Source organism: Actinoplanes sp. NPDC019969 (assembly GCF_055562375.1).
The window spans coordinates 154,837-171,038 of sequence record NZ_JBVHFK010000006.1 but is presented as its reverse complement, the minus strand read 5'-3'; the positions used below and the strand labels follow the sequence as shown (position 1 = coordinate 171,038).

The following is a 16,202-nucleotide window of genomic DNA, read 5'->3' as shown; positions in this document are numbered from 1 at the left end:
CTCCGGCCGGGCAATTCTGTCAGTCCCACGCACTATCGTTGAGGTTGTGCCAGACCCGTCCACCTATCGCCCCGCTCCCGGTACCATCCCGGAGTCCCCGGGCGTCTATCGTTTCCGCGATCCCGCCGGCCGGGTGATCTATGTCGGCAAAGCGAAGAACCTGCGTAACCGGCTGAATTCCTATTTCGCCGACGTCTGGTCGCTGCACGCCCGGACCCAGCAGATGGTCACCACCGCCGCGAGTGTGGACTGGGTCACCGTCGGCACCGAGGTCGAGGCGCTCCAGCTGGAGTTCTCCTGGATCAAGGAGTTCGACCCCCGCTTCAACGTGAAGTATCGCGACGACAAGTCGTACCCCTTCCTCGCCGTCACCCTCGACGAGGAGTTCCCCCGCCTGCAGGTGATGCGGGGCGCCAAGCGCAAGGGCGTCCGCTATTTCGGGCCCTATTCGCACGCCTGGGCCATCCGCGAGACCCTCGACCTGCTGCTGCGCGTCTTCCCGGCCCGCACCTGCAAGGCCGGCGTCTTCCAGCGCGCCCACCAGATCGGCCGGCCCTGCCTGCTCGGCGACATCGGCAAGTGCTCGGCCCCCTGCGTCGGCCGGGTCAGCCCCGATCAGCACCGGGCCATCGTCGACGAGTTCTGCGACTTCATGGGCGGGCGCACCGACCTGTTCCTCAAGCGGGTCGAGCGGGAGATGCTGCAGGCCTCCGAGGAGCTGGAGTTCGAGCGCGCCGCCCGGCTGCGCGACGACCTGGTGGCGCTGCGCCGTGCCCTGGAGAAACAGGCGGTGGTGCTCGGCGACGGCACCGACGCCGACGTCGTCGCGTTCGCCGAGGACCCGCTCGAGGCCGCCGTCCAGGTCTTCCACGTGCGCGGCGGCCGGATCCGCGGTGAGCGCGGCTGGATCGTGGAGAAGGTGGAGGACCTGTCCACCGGCGACCTGGTCCACCACTTCTGCCGCCAGATGTACGGCGAGGAGCAGGGCGAGGGCGACGTCCCCCGGGAGATCCTGGTGCCGGCCATGCCCGACGACGCCGACGCGCTTGCCGACTGGCTCACCGGGCGGCGCGGCAGCCGGGCCACCCTGCGGGTGCCGCAGCTCGGCGACAAGAAGACGCTGATGGAGACGGTCGCCCGCAACGCCGCCGGGGTGCTGCAACGGCACAAGCTTCGCCGCGCCGGCGACCTGACCACCCGCAACAAGGCGCTCGAGGAGATCGCCGAGGCGCTCGGGATGGACAGCGTGCCGCTGCGGATCGAGTGCTTCGACGTGTCGCAGATCCAGGGGACCGACGTGGTCGCCTCGATGGTGGTCTTCGAGGACGGGCTGGCCCGCAAGAGCGAGTACCGCAAGTTCATCGTCCGCGGCAATCCCGACGGCAGCGGCCTGGACGACCTGTCGGCGATGAGCGAGGTGATGCGGCGGCGGTTCGCGCGGGTCAAGGCCGCGCCGGCGGAGCCCGCCGAGGGCGAGATGCCGGGGATCGACCCGCTGACCGGCAAGGCGCGCCGATTCGCGTACCCCCCGCAGTTGATCGTGGTCGACGGCGGCCAGCCGCAGGTCAACGCGGTCGCCGAGGTCCTCTCCGAGCTGGGCGTCACCGACGTCGCGCTGTGCGGGCTGGCCAAGCGGCTGGAGGAGGTGTGGCTGCCCGCCGACGACTTCCCGGTCATCCTGCCGCGCACCTCGGAGGCGCTCTACCTGCTGCAGCGCGCGCGGGACGAGGCGCACCGGTTCGCCATCACCTTCCACCGGCAGCGGCGGTCGCAGCGGATGACCGAGTCCGCCCTGGACGAGGTCGCCGGGCTGGGCGAGGTGCGCCGCAAGGCCCTGCTGCGGCATTTCGGGTCGCTGAAACGGCTCGCCGAGGCCACCCCGGAGGAGATCACCGAGGTGCCCGGCATCGGCCGGCGGACCGCGGAATCGGTGCTGGCCGCGCTGCGTTCACCCGAGACGGGGAAGCCCGCGGAGGGATAGCCCTTCCCGGCCTACCATGTTGTGTCCGCGAAACCGACGCAGGAGGCGTGCGTGACCGAAGCGATGCCGGACCTCGGAAGTGATCCCGGGAGCGATCTCGGGAGTGGCGAGGTGCTGGAACCCGACGAGGCCGGGACGGACCTGGTGGTGGTGACCGGGCTCTCCGGCGGTGGGCGCAGCACGGTCGCGCGGGCGCTGGAGAACGTCGGCTTCTATGTGGTCGACAACCTGCCGCAGGCGCTGATGCTGGAGATGGCCGAGCTGGCGTTCGCGGCCGGCGGCGCCGCCCGGCGCACCGCCATGGTCCTGGACGTGCGCAGCCGTGCCTTCTCCACCGACCTGGCCGGCGCGGTGCGCGCCCTCAAGGAGCGCGGCTTCTCGCCGCGGGTGGTCTTCGTCGACGCCGACGACGAGGTGCTGATCCGGCGCTTCGAGTCGGTGCGGCGCTCGCACCCGCTGCAGGGCGACGGGCGGCTGGCCGACGGCATCGCCGCCGAGCGCAAGCTGCTCGAGGAGGCCCGCGAGCAGTCCGACGTCATCATCGACACCAGCCACCTGAACGTGAACCAGCTGCGCCGCCGGGTGGAGGAGCTGTTCGGCGGGGAGGACAGCCGCAAGCTGCGGATCACCGTCCTGTCCTTCGGCTTCAAGTACGGCCTGCCGCCGGACGCCGACTACGTGCTGGACGCCCGCTTCCTGCCCAACCCGTTCTGGGTGCCCGAGCTGCGCGAGCACACCGGCCTGGAGGAGGGCGTGAGCAGCTATGTGCTCGGCCAGGAGGGCGCCACCGACTTCGTGGCCACCTACGCCGGCCTGATCGCGGCCACCGCCCCCGGTTTCGAGCGGGAGGGCAAGCGCTACCTCACCGTCGCGATCGGCTGCACCGGCGGCAAGCACCGCAGCGTCGCCATCACCGAGGAGCTGGCCTCCCGGCTCAGCGACATGCGGCTGTCCGCGCACACCTCGCACCGCGACCTGGGGCGCGAGTGACGGCGATCCGGGTGGTCGCCTTCGGCGGCGGGCACGGGCTGAGCGCCTCGCTGCGGGCCCTGCGGCACAGCGCGCGGGACCTCGACCTGGAGATCACCGCGATCGTCACGGTCGGCGACGACGGCGGCTCCAGCGGCCGCCTGCGGGTCGAGCGGGACGCCCTGCTGCCCCCGGGCGACCTGCGCCAGGCCCTCGCCGCGCTGGCCGCCGACAACCCGGCGCACCGGCTCACCGCGACGCTGATGCAGCACCGGTTCGCCTCGATGACACCGGACGCCGCGCCGGCCGCCGGCCGCGGCCCGCGGATCGAGCGCCGCGCCGACCGCAGCAAGGACACCCTGGCCGGGCACGCCGTCGGCAACCTGGTGCTGCTCGGGCTGATCGAGATGCTCGGCGACCCGGTCGCGGCCCTCGACCACGCCGCCGAGATGGTCGGCGCGCAGGGCCGGGTGCTGCCGATGGCGCTGCACGCGGTCGGGATCGAGGCCGACGTGGTGGCGCCGGACGGCGAGCGGGTCACCGTCTCCGGGCAGCACTCGGTAGCGGTCGCCGACGGCCGGGTGACGTCGCTGCGGCTGCGGCCGGAGCATCCGCCGGCCTGCCCCGAGGCGGTCGCCGCGGTGCGCGACGCCGACTGGCTGATCTTCGGGCCCGGCAGCTGGTACACCAGCGTCCTGCCGCACCTGCTGGTCCCGGACCTGGCCGCCGCGATCGTGGCGAGCCCGGCCCGGCGGCTGGTCACCCTCAACCTGAGCCCCGACCGGGAGACGCGCGGGCTGTCCACCGCCGACCACCTGGCCGCCCTCCAGTGGTACCTGCCCGATCTCCGGGTCGACACGGTGGTCGCGGACGCCAAGTGGGTGGGCGAGCCGGAGCCGGTCCGGGCCGCCGCCGCGGAGCTGGGCGCCGACCTCGTTCTGGTACCCGTCGCCGTTGCGGACGGCAGCCCACGGCATGATCCTGAGTCATTGGGCGCCGCCCTGGTGCCAGTATTGGGCGCCACTCGTTGATTAGAGACGTAGTGCGGCACACATTGTTCAAGATCCGGCGCATGAGGTGACAACACGATGGCGATGACGGCAGCGGTCAAGGACGAGCTGAGCCGGGTCGACGTGCCCAAGCCCTGCTGTCGCCGGGCGGAGATGGCCGCCCTGCTGCGCTTCGCCGGCGGCCTGCACATCGTCTCCGGCCGGGTGGTCGTGGAGGCGGAGCTGGACACCGGCGCGGTGGCACGGCGGCTGCGGCGGGAGATCGCCGACGTCTACGGGTACCCGAGCGAGGTCCACGTGCTGGCCTCCGGCGGCCTGCGCAAGGGCAGCCACTACATCGTCCGGATCGTCAAGGACGGCGAGGTGCTGGCCCGCCAGACCGGGCTCCTCGACGTGCGCGGCCGTCCGGTGCGCGGCCTGCCCCAGCACGTGGTCAGCGGCAACGTCTGCTGCTCGGTGGCGGCCTGGCGGGGCGCCTTCATGGCGCACGGCTCGCTCACCGAGCCGGGCCGGTCCAGCGCGCTGGAGATCACCTGCCCGGGCCCGGAGGCGGCGCTGGCGCTGCGCGGGGCCGCCCGGCGGATCGGGATCACGGCCAAGGACCGGGAGGTCCGCGGCGTCGACCGGGTGGTCATCAAGGACGGCGACGCGATCGCTGCGCTGCTCACCCGGGTCGGCGCGCATTCCAGCGTGCTGGCCTGGGAGGAGCGGAGGGTACGCCGTGAGGTGCGCGCCACCGCCAACCGGCTGGCCAACTTCGACGACGCCAACCTGCGGCGCTCGGCCCGTGCGGCGGTCGCGGCCGCGGCCCGGGTCACCCGGGCGCTGGAGATCCTCTCCGAGGAGGCGCCGAACCACCTGACCTCGGCGGGACAGCTGCGGCTGGAGCACCGGCAGGCGTCCCTGGAGGAGTTGGGCGCCCTGGCCGACCCGCCGCTGACCAAGGACGCGATCGCCGGCCGGATCCGGCGGCTGCTCGCGCTGGCCGACAAGCGGGCCCGGGATCTCGGCATTCCGGACACCGAGGCCGCGGTCACCCCGGAGATGATGGCCTGCTGATCAGGGTGATGCCGATCACCCTGATGGGGGGACCTTCGGTCCTTATCGCCGGGGGCCAGGCGGGGAAGGCTGAAGGTGCTTCCGGTAACGCCGCCGTGATCCAGTTAGGTAACGTTCAGGTCGCGCCCCGGCGCTTCGTGGGCATGCGGGCTCGGATAGGGTCACTGGTGACGGCGACGGTGCCGGCAGTCCGGTCGAGCCCCCCGTCTTCGCTTGTGGGCGCGGCAGCCGGACGCCTTGTGACGGCCGTTCGCTCGGTCGGCACGCAGACCCCTCCGCCGGTCGCAGATTCCGGCGGACCGTAAAGAGGAGACCACCTGTGACCATCCGGGTTGGCATCAACGGCTTCGGCCGTATCGGTCGTAACTTCTTCCGGGCGGTTCTCGCCTCCGGCGCCGACATCGAGATCGTCGGCGTGAACGACCTGACCGACAACGCCACGCTGGCTCACCTGCTGAAGTACGACAGCATCCTGGGCCGCCTCGGCCAGGAGGTCAAGGCGACCGCCGACGAGATCACCGTGGGTGGCAAGACGTTCAAGGCGTTCGCCGAGCGCGACCCGAACAACCTGCCGTGGGGCGACCTGGGCGCCGACGTCGTCATCGAGTCGACCGGCTTCTTCACCGACGCCACCAAGGCCAAGGCGCACATCGACAAGGGCGCCAAGAAGGTCATCATCTCGGCTCCGGCCAAGAACGAGGACATCACGATCGTGATGGGTGTCAACGACGGTCTGTACGACGCCGCCAAGCACAACATCATCTCGAACGCGTCCTGCACCACCAACTGCCTCGCCCCGATGGCGAAGGTCCTGAACGACACGATCGGGATCGAAAAGGGTCTGATGACCACGATCCACGCGTACACCCAGGACCAGAACCTCCAGGACGGCCCGCACAGCGACCTGCGCCGCGCCCGCGCCGCCGCGCTGAACATCGTGCCGACCTCGACCGGCGCCGCGAAGGCCGTCAGCCTGGTGCTGCCGGAGCTCAAGGGCAAGCTGGACGGCTACGCGCTGCGCGTGCCGATCCCGACCGGCTCGGCCACCGACCTGACCTTCACCGCCGCCCGTGAGACCACGGTCGACGAGGTCAACTCGGTGATCAAGGCCGCCGCCGAGGGCGCGCTCAAGGGCATCCTGGTCTACACCGAGGACCCGATCGTGTCGGCCGACATCGTCACCGACCCGGCCTCCTCGATCTTCGACGCCGGCCTGACCAAGGTCATCGGCAACCAGGTCAAGGTCGTCTCCTGGTACGACAACGAGTGGGGCTACTCGAACCGTCTCGTCGACCTGGTCAAGCTCGTCGGGGCCTGATCTTCACGATGAAGACTCTCGACGACCTGCTCGGCGAGGGTGTCTCGGGTCGGCGCGTGTTCGTGCGCGCCGACCTGAACGTCCCGTTCGACAAGGCAAACCCGGGTGTCATCAGCGACGACGGCCGGGCCCGCGCGGTCCTGCCCACGCTGATCGCCCTGCGTGACGCGGGCGCCCGCGTGATCGTGGCGTCCCACCTGGGCCGCCCGAAGGGCGCGCCGGACCCCAAGTTCACCCTCGCGCCGGTCGCGACCCGGCTGGGTGAGCTGCTCGGCTCCACGGTGGTCTTCGCGGAGGACACCGTGGGCGCCTCCGCCTCCGCGGCCGTCGAGGCTCTCGAGGACGGTCAGGTCCTGCTGCTGGAGAACCTGCGGTTCAACGAGGGTGAGACCTCGAAGGACGACGCGGTTCGGGGCGCTTTCGCCGACGAGCTGGCGAAGTTCGCGGACTTCTACGTCGATGACGCGTTCGGCGCCGTACACCGCAAGCACGCCTCGGTGTACGACGTGGCCGCTCGTCTCCCGCGCTACGCCGGTGGCCTCGTCCTCAAGGAGGTCGAGGTCCTGAAGAAGGTGTCGGAGAGCCCGGAGCAGCCTTACGTCGTCGTCCTCGGCGGCTCGAAGGTCTCCGACAAGCTCGCCGTCATCCAGGCGCTCCTGCCCAAGGTGGACAAGCTCCTCGTCGGTGGCGGCATGTGCTTCACCTTCCTCAAGGCCCAGGGCCACGAGGTCGGCAAGTCGCTGCTCGAGGACGAGATGGTCGCCGTCTGCGCCGATCTGCTGGAGCAGGCGCAGGGCCGGATCGTGCTGCCCGTGGACGTCGTCGCGGCCGCCGAGTTCTCCGCCGACGCCGCGCACGACGTGGTCTCCGCGTCGGAGATCCCGGCGGACCGGCTCGGCCTCGACATCGGCCCGAAGTCCACGGAACTGTTCGCGTCGGCGATCGCCGGAGCGAAGACCGTGTTCTGGAACGGCCCGATGGGCGTCTTCGAGCTGGCGCCGTTCGCCGCGGGCACCCGCGGCGTGGCCGAGGCGATCACCAAGATCGACGGCTTCTCGGTCGTCGGCGGCGGTGACTCCGCGGCCGCGGTGCGCACGCTCGGCCTGGACGAGACCGCGTTCGGTCACATCTCCACCGGTGGGGGCGCGTCCCTGGAGTACCTCGAAGGCAAGACGCTGCCGGGCGTCGCCGCTCTGGAGAAGTGATGGGTGACGTGACCCGCAAGCCGATCATCGCCGGCAACTGGAAGAGCAACCTCAACCACTACGAGGCCAATCTCCTGGTGCAGAAGCTGGCCGCCAGCCTGACCCCCGAGCAGCTCGCCGCGGTCGAGACCGTGGTGCTGCCCCCGTTCACCGACCTGCGCACCGTGCAGACCGTGATCGAGGGCGACAAGCTGGCCATCGGGTACGGCGCGCAGGACATCTCCCAGCACAACGGTGGCGCGTACACCGGTGAGATCGCCGGGTCCTTCCTGGCGAAGCTGGGCGCGACCTACGTGGTCGTCGGGCACTCCGAGCGCCGCGAGTACCACAACGAGAGCGACGAGCTCATCAACGCGAAGAACAAGGCGGCCTTCGCGGCCGGCCTCGTGCCGATCTTCTGCGTGGGTGAGGGCCTGGAGATCCGCGAGGCGGGCAACCAGGTGTCGCACGTGCTGGCGCAGGTCGACGCGGGCCTCGAGGGCCTGAAGACCGAGCAGCTCCAGCAGATCGTGATCGCGTACGAGCCGGTCTGGGCGATCGGCACCGGCAAGACCGCGACGCCGGAGGACGCTCAGGAGGTGTGCGGGGCGATCCGCGCGCGCCTGACCGAGAAGTTCGGCGCCGAGGTGGCCGACGTGATCCGCATCCAGTACGGCGGTTCCGTCAAGTCCGGCAACATCGCGCAGATCATGGCGAAGCCCGATGTGGACGGCGCCCTGGTCGGCGGCGCGAGCCTGGACGCCGAGGAGTTCGCCTCCATCGTGCGTTTCCCGGAGCACGTCGCACGCTAGAAAGCAGAATCGCGCGTGCCCGGCCGTATCATGCGGCCGGGCACCCGCTATTGTGGGACCGCTGCTGTGCCCTTCGAGAGGAATGACCCGACGATGCCGATCGCGTTCGCTTACACGTTGATCGTGTTGCTGATCATCACGAGCATCCTGCTGACGCTGCTGATCCTGCTGCACCGTGGCAAGGGTGGCGGCATGTCGAGCATGTTCGGCGGCGGCGTGACCTCCAGCCTCGCCGGCTCCTCGGTCGCGGAGAAGAACCTGGACCGTTACACGGTGCTGGTGGGAATCATCTGGTTCGCCTGCATTGTCGGGTTGGGCTTCTGGCTGAAGGTTCAGATCGCCTGACAGCGCGCGAGAGTCGTACAATCTGCCGCGCGGCCGGTTTTTCCGGCCGCGCGGTTTTTCGTCTCCGCTGTCCGATTCTGCGAGTCGCCGACAGCCCTAGAGGCCCCTCGAGACAGGAGTGACGTCCGTGTCCAGTGGCAGCGCTATCCGCGGTAGCCGTGTCGGGTCCAGCCCGATGCGTCCCGACGAGCGCACCGAACCCGCGCCGCGCAGGCAGGTCACCTATTACTGTGCGGCCGGGCACGACAGCATCATCTGGTTCGCGGCCGAGGCCGCCAACCCCGACACCTGGGATTGTCCGCGGTGCGGGCAGCCGGCCGGGCTCGACCGGGCCAACCCGCCGGGGAAGTCGCGCACCGAGCCGTACAAGTCACATCTCGCGTATGTGAAGGAGCGCCGCAGCGACGAGGATGCCGCGGCGATCCTCGCCGAAGCCCTCGCCAAGGTCCGCCAGCGCCGCGGCGAATAGATCCCGAGAGCGTGTGGGGTACGGCCGTCCAGCGCGCCCGTACTCCACACGCGTGCTGGTCAGCGCTCGCCCTCAGCGCAGCGGGCTGGTGTCCCGGCCGACGAAGCGGGCGCCGGGGTCGGGCACCTCCAGGTCGTGGAAGCCCAACCGGCGGTAGAAGGCGTAGGCGCCGTGGTTCTCCGCGGCCATCCCCAGGTGCACCCCCGGCACGCCGGCGGCCCGCAGCCCGTCCAGGAACGTCCCCATCAGCCCGCGGCCCTGCCCCCTGCCCTGCCACTCCGGCAGCAGATCGATGTGCAGATGCGCCGGGTAGTCCGCGAACTCGGGACGGATCATCCGCTCCGGGTTGCGGTGGAGGGCGGCGAGTTCCTCGTCGTTCACGAACCGGTCGATGGTCGACGGCAGCCACTCGTCGCGGTACCACGCCACGAAGGCCGGGGTGTCCGCCGTACCCAGGACGTATCCGACGGCCTGCCCGCTCCCGTCGTCGAGCACGTGCGCGTGCTCCGGCTCGCGGATGACGTACGGCACCGCCCAGACGTCGCCGAGCAGGCGGTCCGAGCTGTGTTTCCCGCGCGCGTCACCCCCGGAGGCGGCGGTCCGCACACAGATGTCGTAGATCGCGTCGAGGTCGCCGGGCCGGTAAGCGCGAATGATCGGCTGCACCCCGGCAGTTTATGATCGTGACGGGCATCACATCGACCCCGCCAACCTTTCGGCGGGCCGCGCGTCTACTCCTGCGACAGCGCAAGCAAGGCGATCACGAAGCAGGAGAGTCCCGATGCGTATCTCGACCCGTGGCCTGGCCATCACCTTCGGCGCGGCTGCCGTCCTCACGGCCGGTGGCCTGTCGGCGGCCGCGTTCGCCGACGACGCGGCCCCGGCCCCGAAGCCCTCCCCGACAGCGGTCGCCACCAGCCCGGCGACCGCGTCGCCGGCCACCACCCCGTCGGCTTCGCGCCCGGCCACCACCGCGTCGGCGTCGCGCCCGGCCACCACCCCGTCGGCTTCGCGCCCGGCCACCACCGCGTCGGCGTCGCGCCCGGCCGCCACCCCGTCGGCTTCGCACCCGGCCACCGCGGCGCCCGCCACCACCCCGTCGGCCTCCCGCCCGGCCACCCCGGCGCCCGGCAAGCCCGCCGTCAGCCCCGGTTCGGGGAAGCCGGCCGTGAGCCCGGGCTCGGGCAAGCCGGCCGCCACCCCCGGTTCCGGGAAGCCGGCCGTGAGCCCGGGTTCCGGCAAGCCGGCCGCCACCCCGGCCCCCGCCAAGCCCACCGCCACGGTCTCGCGGTAGCTCCGGCCCGGAAGGTACCGTTCGTCTCCGCCGATCGACCCCGAGGCCGCGCCTGTGATCTCCGTTCTGCCGTTCCCCGCACTGCTGGCCTGGCTGCGTGGGCTCTCCGCCGGTGTGCGGACCCCGGGCCGTGACGCGCCGGACACGCCACCCGCGATCAACGAGCTCTACCACGCACGGCGGCTCAGCCTGGTCCGGCTGGCGGTGCTGATGGTCGACGACCTGCCGACCGCGGAGGACATCGTGCAGGACGTGTTCACCGCGCTCTACCGCAAGCACGGGCCGGAGCTGCGGGGTGTGACGGATCCCCACGCGTACCTGATCACCGGAGTCACCAACGCGGCCAGGTCCGCGCTGCGCCGCCGCCGGACCGCCCGCGCCTATGTTCCACCGCCACCGGGCGCGGTTCCGGCGGCGGAGGACGAGGCGCTGCTCGGGGTCGGCGACCGGGAGATGTTGCGGGCGCTGCGCGGCCTGACCGTACGGCAGCGGCAGGTGCTGGTGCTGCGGTACTGGTCGGAGCTCTCCGAGGGGGAGATCGCCGACACGCTGCGGGTGTCCCGCGGCACGGTCAAGTCGACGGCGCACCGGGCGCTGACGATCCTGCGGGAGAGATTGGGGGAGCGGTGACCGATCAGGTCGAGGCACGGCTGAGGACCGCTCTGGCGGCCCGGGCCGGGCAGATCACGCAGGACCGGCTGCGGTTCGGTACGCCACCGACACTGGCCCCGGCGCCCACCCGGTCGCCGTGGCGGCGATGGCTGCCGCTGCCGGTCGGGGTGGGAATCGCGGCGGGGGTGCTGGCGTTCGTGCTGCTCCCGCGCTCTCCGGAGACGGATCCGCCGGCTCCGCCCGCCGGTCCGGTGGTGGTCACGCCGTCGTCGTCCGTGCCGCCCACACCGACGTCGTTCTCCACACCGTCGGCGTCCCCCGCTCAGTCGCCCGGGGTGTCCAGCTCGGCATCGCCGGCGACGTCCGCACCCGGTAGGCCGGCCGTCTCGACGGCCTCACCCCCGGACACCGCGGCCCCACAGGTGACCCCGGCCGGCTGACCGATTCGCCAGCCGTCGCCCGGACACGCCATGGCCGTGCGGTGGCCGGGTTGGGCGACGGCTGGGGTCTCGGCCGTCGTCTGAGCAGGCTATGGCTGTGCGGTGGCCGGGTTGGGCGACGGCTGGGGTCTCGGCCGTCGCCCGGGCACGCTACGGCTGGGCGGGGACCTTCGCGGCGGCTGCCTGGTCGAGGAGCCAGAGCGTCCTGCGTACGCCCGTCGCGTTCGCCGCCGGCAGGTGGCCGCCGGACAGGACGGTTCCGATCGGAGCGGCCTTGTCCGGCCCGGCCGCGATCAGCCACACCTCATCGGCGCTCTGAATGGTCGGCAGGGTGAGCGTCACCCGTACCGGCGGCGGTTTCGGGCTGTCGAAGGTGGCGGCCGTCGTACCGGTCTCCTGCAGCACCGGGTGGTCCGGGAACAGCGACGCCACGTGCCCGTCCTCCCCGACGCCGAGCATCAGCACGTCGAAGCGGGGCAGCGGCCCACCGCCGGGGCCGGCCGCGGCGGCGAGCTCGTCGGCGTACCGGGCGGCGGCCGCGATCGCGTCCTCCCCGTCCGGGCCGTCGGAGGCCGGCATGGCGTGCACCCGGGCCGCGTCGAGGGGCAGCTTGTCCAGCAGGGCGTCGCGGGCCTGGGTCTCGTTGCGGTCCGGGTCGCCGGACGGCAGGTACCGCTCGTCGCCCCACCACAGGTCCACCCGGGACCAGTCGATCGCGGCGGAGGCGGGCAGTTCCCGGACCGAGCGCAGCACCTTCGCGGCGACCCGGCCGCCGGTCAGCACCACACTCGCCGAGCCGTGCGCCGCCTGCGCGTCGATGATCTTGATGACGAGCCGAGCCGCCACCGTGGACGCCAGGATGTCGGCGTCCGGAACCACCACGACCACGGTCTCACTCAATGCGGTTGTCTCCCTCTATGAAGAGGCCGCCCACCGCGGTGCGGCGGGCGGCCCCGATCTTGAAAAGTGATGTGTCGAGTTCGGCCGCCATGCGCGCCCGAACTCGACACGCGGGTCAGGCGGGGGAGCCGGCGATCGCGGCGAGCGCCGGGTCCTTCCAGACGTGCACCCGCTGCGGGTTGCGGTGGTCCAGGCCGGACAGCCCGGCCATGGCGCCGAGCGCGTCCGCGTAGATCTGGTCGGCGTCGAGCCGGCGCAGCTCCTCGGCCAGCTCGTCACCGACCGGCCGCTTCGGCAGCGGCATGTAGCGGTCCTCCTGGCCGGTACGGCTGAACAGGGCCGTGCCCTCCTCGCGGGTGACCCGGACACAGTCGCCGTTCTCGCACTGCAGCTCCACCGAGTGCATCCGGGGCGCCCGGTCGGTGTGCTCCAGCACCGGCTCGATGCCGAGGCGGGACTTGAGCCAGCCGAACATCAGCCAGGCGGTGGGGTCCCGGTCCGGCGCGACGATCCGGGCGCCGATGACCCGCGCCTCGGTGCTGTCGAAGGCGCCGGCCACCAGGGTCCGCCACAGCGTGATCCGGGTCCAGGTGAGGTCGGTGTCGCCGGGCGCGTAGTCGACGGCCCGCTGCTTGAGCGCGGCCACCGGGTCGGGCGACTGCGCGCTGTCGGTGATCCGGCGTTCCGAGACGACGCCCAGGAAGTCGTTGGCGATCATGTTCGGCGGCTCCTCGTGCCACCAGGTGACCACCGGGACGTCCGGGGCGAGCAGCGGCATGACCACCGATTCGGCGTGCAGGGCGAGCCGCCCGTACATCCGCATGACGACCGCCTCGGCCGGGCCGAGACGCCCGCCGACGACGATCTCGGCGTCCAGCCGGCTGCGGCCCTCCAGGTCGGAACGGACCACGATGAGCAGCCGGCAGGGGTGCGCGGCGGCCGCGATGGTGGCCGCGGCCTCGGCCTCCCGGACCTTCTTCTCCTCGACCACCGCGATCAGGGTCAGCGCCAGGCCGGAGGCCACGCCGCCGGCGCTGCGGCGTTCGGCGGCCAGGGCCTTGACGACCTCGTTGCCGGTGGTGTCCCACAAACCGATCATGCCCGCCTCCAGGTACGGCCCTCGCGTGCCAGCATCTCGTCGGCGGCCCGCGGCCCCCACTCACCGGCCCGGTAGGGCTCCGGAGTGGTGTCCGCCCAGGCCGCCTCGAGCGGGTCGATGACCCGCCAGGACTGCTCGATCTCGGCCGCGTCCGGGAAGAGGGTCCGGTCGCCGATGAGAACGTCCAGGACGAGGCGCTCGTACGCCTCCGGGCTGGACTCGGTGAACGCCTCGCCGTACTGGAAGTCCATCGCGATGTCGCGGACCTCCATCGAGGTGCCGGGGACCTTGGAGCCGAACTTCAGCACCACGCCCTCGTCCGGCTGCACCCGGATGACCAGCTGGTTGTGGCCCAGCATCTCCACGTCGGCCGGGTCGAACGGCAGGTGCGGGGCCCGCTTGAAGAGGATCGCGATCTCGGTGACCCGGCGCGGCATCCGCTTGCCGACCCGCACGAAGAACGGGACGCCGGCCCAGCGCCGGTTCTGGATGCCGAGGCGGACGGCCGCGTACGTCTCGGTGGTGGAGTCGGCCGGGATGTTCGGCTCCTCCAGGTAGCCGACGGCCCGTTCCCCGGCCACCCAGCCGGGGAGGTACTGCCCGCGGACCGAGCCGGTGGCGATGTCCGCGGGGAGGCTGATGGCTTTGAGGACCTTCAGCTTCTCCGCGCGTACCTCCTGAGGGTCGAAGCTCGTCGGCTCTTCCATGCCGACCAGGGCGAGCAGCTGCAGGAGGTGGTTCTGCAGCACGTCGCGGGCCGCGCCGGAGGCGTCGTAGAACGCCGCCCGGGTGCCGATGCCGACGTCCTCGGCCATGGTGATCTGCACACTGTCGACGTACTTCGAGTTCCACACCGGCTCGAACAGGCTGTTCGCGAAGCGCAGCGCCAGAATGTTCTGGACCGTCTCCTTGCCGAGGTAGTGGTCGATCCGGAAGACGTCCTCCGGGTTGAAGACGTTGTCGACCAGCTCGTTGAGCTGCACGGCGCTCTGGTAGTCGTGGCCGAACGGCTTCTCCACCACGACCCGCCGCCAGCCGCCGGTCTTGGCGCTGTCGGCCATCCCGGTGCGGTTCAGCTGGTTGAGCACCAGCGGGAACGCGGCCGGCGGGATGGAGAAGTAGAAGGCGGCGTTGCCGGAGATGCCGTTCCGTTCCTTCAGCTCGTCCAACGTGGTGGCGAGCTGGTCGAACGCGGCGTCGTCGTCGAACGAGCCGGGAATGAAGTGGAATCGCTCGACCAGGCGCTGCCAGACGTCCTCGCGCCACGGGGTCCGGGCGCCCTTCTTGGCGGCGGCGTAGGCCAGCGACTCGAAGCTGCCGTCGCCCCAGTCGGCGCGGGCGAAGCCCACCACCACGAAACCGGGGGGAAGCAGACCGCGGTTGGCCAGGTCGTACACGGCCGGGATGAGCTTCTTTCGGGACAGGTCACCGGTGACCCCGAAGATCACCAGAGCGCAGGGCTCCGGGATCCGTGGTAGCCGTCGGTCCTGTGCGGTGCGCAGCGGATTACCCACGTCCACATCCTGCCAGTTATCGGGGTTCCGGATCGGCCTGTCACGGGACGCCGTGACAGGCCGATGCGGGACGATGGCGCCTAGGAGGCGGCCTTGAGCGTCTTGGCGACGTGCTCGAGCAGCTCGGTCCAGGCCTGCTCGAACTTCTCCACGCCCTCGGACTCGAGGACCTTGAAGACGTCGGTGATGTCGATGCCGGCGGCCTCGAGGTCGGCGAAGAGCTGGTGGGCCTCCGCGTAGGTGCCGGTGACGGTGTCACCCTTCGTGGTGCCGTGGTCCTCGTACGCGAAGATCACCGACTCCGGCATGGTGTTGACCGTGCCGGGCGCGATGAGCTCCTCGACGTAGATGGTGTCGAGGAAGTCGGGGTTCTTCGTGCCGGTGGACGCCCAGAGCGGGCGCTGCGGGTGGGCGCCGGCGTCGGCCAGGGCCTTCCAGCGGTCGGTGCCGAAGACCTTGGTGTACGCCTCGTACGCCAGGCGGGCGTTGGCGATGGCCGCCTTGCCCTTGAGCGCCTTCGCCTCGTCCGAGCCGATCTTGTCGAGGCGCTTGTCGATCTCGGTGTCCACGCGGGAGACGAAGAAGGACGCGACCGAACCGATCTTGGACAGGTCGTGGCCGTTCTCCTTGGCCAGCTCCAGGCCCGCCAGGAACGCCTCCATGACGGCCTCGTACCGCTCGACCGAGAAGATCAGCGTGACGTTGACGCTGATGCCCGCGCCGAGCACCTGGGTGATCGCGGGCAGGCCGGCCAGGGTGGCCGGGATCTTGATGTACAGGTTCTCCCGGTCGACCAGCCACCACAGCGTCTTCGCCTCGGCGACGGTGGACTCGGTCTGGTGGGCCTTGCGCGGGTCCACCTCGATCGAGATCCGGCCGTCGATGCCGTTGGAGGCGTCGTACGCCGGGCGGAACACGTCGGCCGCCCAGCGGACGTCCTTCGCGGTCATCAGCCGGATCGCCTCTTCGACGGTCACGCCCTGCACGGCCAGGTCACGGACCTGCTCGTCGTAGGCGTCGGCGTCGGAGAGGGCCTTCTGGAAGATGCTCGGGTTCGTGGTCACGCCGACCACGTGCTGCTCGGTGCGCAGCTTGTCCAGCGAGCCGCTGGTCAGCCGGACCCGGGAGAGGTCGTCGAGCCACACCGCGACGCCCTGGGCGGACAGCTCGGCAAGTCTGTCGGTCATTTCCCTCAA

At 71.3% G+C, this 16,202-nt stretch carries 17 protein-coding genes; 12 read left to right on the top strand and 5 right to left on the bottom strand.

Translation table 11 applies throughout. The features are described from left to right. Window positions 1-46 precede the first annotated feature (46 nt). The 9 genes from uvrC to ACZ3II_RS19475 all read left to right on the top strand — a co-directional run bounded on the left by uvrC (window position 47) and on the right by ACZ3II_RS19475 (window position 9,147). Window positions 47-1,981 (top strand): excinuclease ABC subunit UvrC, encoded by a 1,935-nt coding sequence (gene uvrC / locus ACZ3II_RS19515; protein ID WP_465519075.1) that lies wholly within the window; start codon window positions 47-49, stop codon window positions 1,979-1,981. Window positions 1,982-2,044: 63 nt separating this feature from the next. Further along, on the top strand, window positions 2,045-2,971 hold the full coding sequence (rapZ, locus tag ACZ3II_RS19510) for an RNase adapter RapZ (RefSeq protein WP_465519388.1): 927 nt from the start codon (window positions 2,045-2,047) through the stop codon (window positions 2,969-2,971). Beyond that, a complete protein-coding gene (locus ACZ3II_RS19505; protein ID WP_465519074.1) occupies window positions 2,968-3,981 on the top strand; it encodes a gluconeogenesis factor YvcK family protein in 1,014 nt (337 codons plus the stop codon). Before rapZ ends, ACZ3II_RS19505 begins: the two co-directional genes overlap by 4 nt. 57 nt (window positions 3,982-4,038) lie before the next feature. Beyond that, entirely contained in the window at window positions 4,039-5,019 is a 981-nt protein-coding gene (gene whiA / locus ACZ3II_RS19500) for a DNA-binding protein WhiA (RefSeq protein ID WP_106317059.1), read from the top strand. Window positions 5,020-5,338: 319 nt separating this feature from the next. Then, window positions 5,339-6,337, top strand: a complete 999-nt coding sequence (gap, locus tag ACZ3II_RS19495; RefSeq protein ID WP_465519073.1) for a type I glyceraldehyde-3-phosphate dehydrogenase — start codon at window positions 5,339-5,341, stop codon at window positions 6,335-6,337. Between the two features lie 8 nt (window positions 6,338-6,345). Further along, window positions 6,346-7,542: a phosphoglycerate kinase gene (locus ACZ3II_RS19490; protein ID WP_465519072.1), complete on the top strand. Its 1,197-nt coding sequence runs from the start codon at window positions 6,346-6,348 to the stop codon at window positions 7,540-7,542. Further along, window positions 7,542-8,333 (top strand): triose-phosphate isomerase, encoded by a 792-nt coding sequence (tpiA, locus tag ACZ3II_RS19485; protein ID WP_465519071.1) that lies wholly within the window; start codon window positions 7,542-7,544, stop codon window positions 8,331-8,333. The genes ACZ3II_RS19490 and tpiA overlap by 1 nt, the downstream gene beginning before the upstream one ends. 93 nt (window positions 8,334-8,426) lie before the next feature. After that, window positions 8,427-8,678, top strand: a complete 252-nt coding sequence (gene secG, locus ACZ3II_RS19480; protein ID WP_043521518.1) for a preprotein translocase subunit SecG — start codon at window positions 8,427-8,429, stop codon at window positions 8,676-8,678. A 127-nt stretch (window positions 8,679-8,805) separates the two neighbouring features. Then, window positions 8,806-9,147: an RNA polymerase-binding protein RbpA gene (locus tag ACZ3II_RS19475; protein ID WP_465519070.1), complete on the top strand. Its 342-nt coding sequence runs from the start codon at window positions 8,806-8,808 to the stop codon at window positions 9,145-9,147. A 72-nt stretch (window positions 9,148-9,219) separates the two neighbouring features. On the opposite strand, the gene ACZ3II_RS19470 is transcribed toward ACZ3II_RS19475, so the two are convergent. Further along, complete coding sequence (locus ACZ3II_RS19470) at window positions 9,220-9,813, bottom strand: GNAT family N-acetyltransferase (protein WP_465519069.1); 594 nt, start codon at window positions 9,811-9,813, stop codon at window positions 9,220-9,222. Between the two features lie 115 nt (window positions 9,814-9,928). Between ACZ3II_RS19470 and ACZ3II_RS19465 the strand changes: the two genes are divergently transcribed. The 3 genes from ACZ3II_RS19465 to ACZ3II_RS19455 are packed head-to-tail and all read left to right on the top strand — an operon-like array spanning window position 9,929 to window position 11,493. Continuing rightward, the gene (locus ACZ3II_RS19465) at window positions 9,929-10,441 is read left to right on the top strand and encodes a hypothetical protein (RefSeq protein ID WP_465519068.1); all 513 of its coding nucleotides are present in this window, start codon (window positions 9,929-9,931) and stop codon (window positions 10,439-10,441) included. 54 nt (window positions 10,442-10,495) lie between these two features. Next, complete coding sequence (locus ACZ3II_RS19460) at window positions 10,496-11,071, top strand: RNA polymerase sigma factor (RefSeq protein ID WP_465519067.1); 576 nt, start codon at window positions 10,496-10,498, stop codon at window positions 11,069-11,071. Then, the gene (locus ACZ3II_RS19455; RefSeq protein ID WP_465519066.1) at window positions 11,068-11,493 is read left to right on the top strand and encodes a hypothetical protein; all 426 of its coding nucleotides are present in this window, start codon (window positions 11,068-11,070) and stop codon (window positions 11,491-11,493) included. Before ACZ3II_RS19460 ends, ACZ3II_RS19455 begins: the two co-directional genes overlap by 4 nt. 150 nt (window positions 11,494-11,643) lie before the next feature. Here the strand turns inward: ACZ3II_RS19455 and pgl are convergent, their stop codons facing one another. From pgl to tal, 4 genes are all read right to left on the bottom strand, one after another. Beyond that, window positions 11,644-12,393: a 6-phosphogluconolactonase gene (gene pgl, locus ACZ3II_RS19450; RefSeq protein ID WP_465519065.1), complete on the bottom strand. Its 750-nt coding sequence runs from the start codon at window positions 12,391-12,393 to the stop codon at window positions 11,644-11,646. Between the two features lie 115 nt (window positions 12,394-12,508). Further along, entirely contained in the window at window positions 12,509-13,492 is a 984-nt protein-coding gene (locus ACZ3II_RS19445) for a glucose-6-phosphate dehydrogenase assembly protein OpcA (RefSeq protein WP_465519064.1), read from the bottom strand. After that, window positions 13,489-15,006: a glucose-6-phosphate dehydrogenase gene (gene zwf, locus ACZ3II_RS19440; protein ID WP_465519063.1), complete on the bottom strand. Its 1,518-nt coding sequence runs from the start codon at window positions 15,004-15,006 to the stop codon at window positions 13,489-13,491. The genes ACZ3II_RS19445 and zwf overlap by 4 nt, the downstream gene beginning before the upstream one ends. A gap of 80 nt (window positions 15,007-15,086) precedes the next feature. Then, window positions 15,087-16,193: a transaldolase gene (tal, locus tag ACZ3II_RS19435; protein WP_465519062.1), complete on the bottom strand. Its 1,107-nt coding sequence runs from the start codon at window positions 16,191-16,193 to the stop codon at window positions 15,087-15,089. Window positions 16,194-16,202 lie beyond the last annotated feature (9 nt).

Excerpts from the sequence above, each read along its gene's own strand:
- rapZ (WP_465519388.1), top strand. The coding sequence starts at position 2,045 with ATGCCGGACCTCGGAAGTGATCCCGGGAGCGATCTCGGGAGTGGCGAG.
- whiA (WP_106317059.1), top strand. The coding sequence starts at position 4,039 with ATGGCGATGACGGCAGCGGTCAAGGACGAGCTGAGCCGGGTCGACGTG.
- ACZ3II_RS19490 (WP_465519072.1), top strand. The coding sequence starts at position 6,346 with ATGAAGACTCTCGACGACCTGCTCGGCGAGGGTGTCTCGGGTCGGCGC.
- tpiA (WP_465519071.1), top strand. The coding sequence starts at position 7,542 with ATGGGTGACGTGACCCGCAAGCCGATCATCGCCGGCAACTGGAAGAGC.
- secG (WP_043521518.1), top strand. The coding sequence starts at position 8,427 with ATGCCGATCGCGTTCGCTTACACGTTGATCGTGTTGCTGATCATCACG.
- ACZ3II_RS19465 (WP_465519068.1), top strand. The coding sequence starts at position 9,929 with ATGCGTATCTCGACCCGTGGCCTGGCCATCACCTTCGGCGCGGCTGCC.
- ACZ3II_RS19445 (WP_465519064.1), bottom strand. The coding sequence starts at position 13,492 with ATGATCGGTTTGTGGGACACCACCGGCAACGAGGTCGTCAAGGCCCTG.
- tal (WP_465519062.1), bottom strand. The coding sequence starts at position 16,193 with ATGACCGACAGACTTGCCGAGCTGTCCGCCCAGGGCGTCGCGGTGTGG.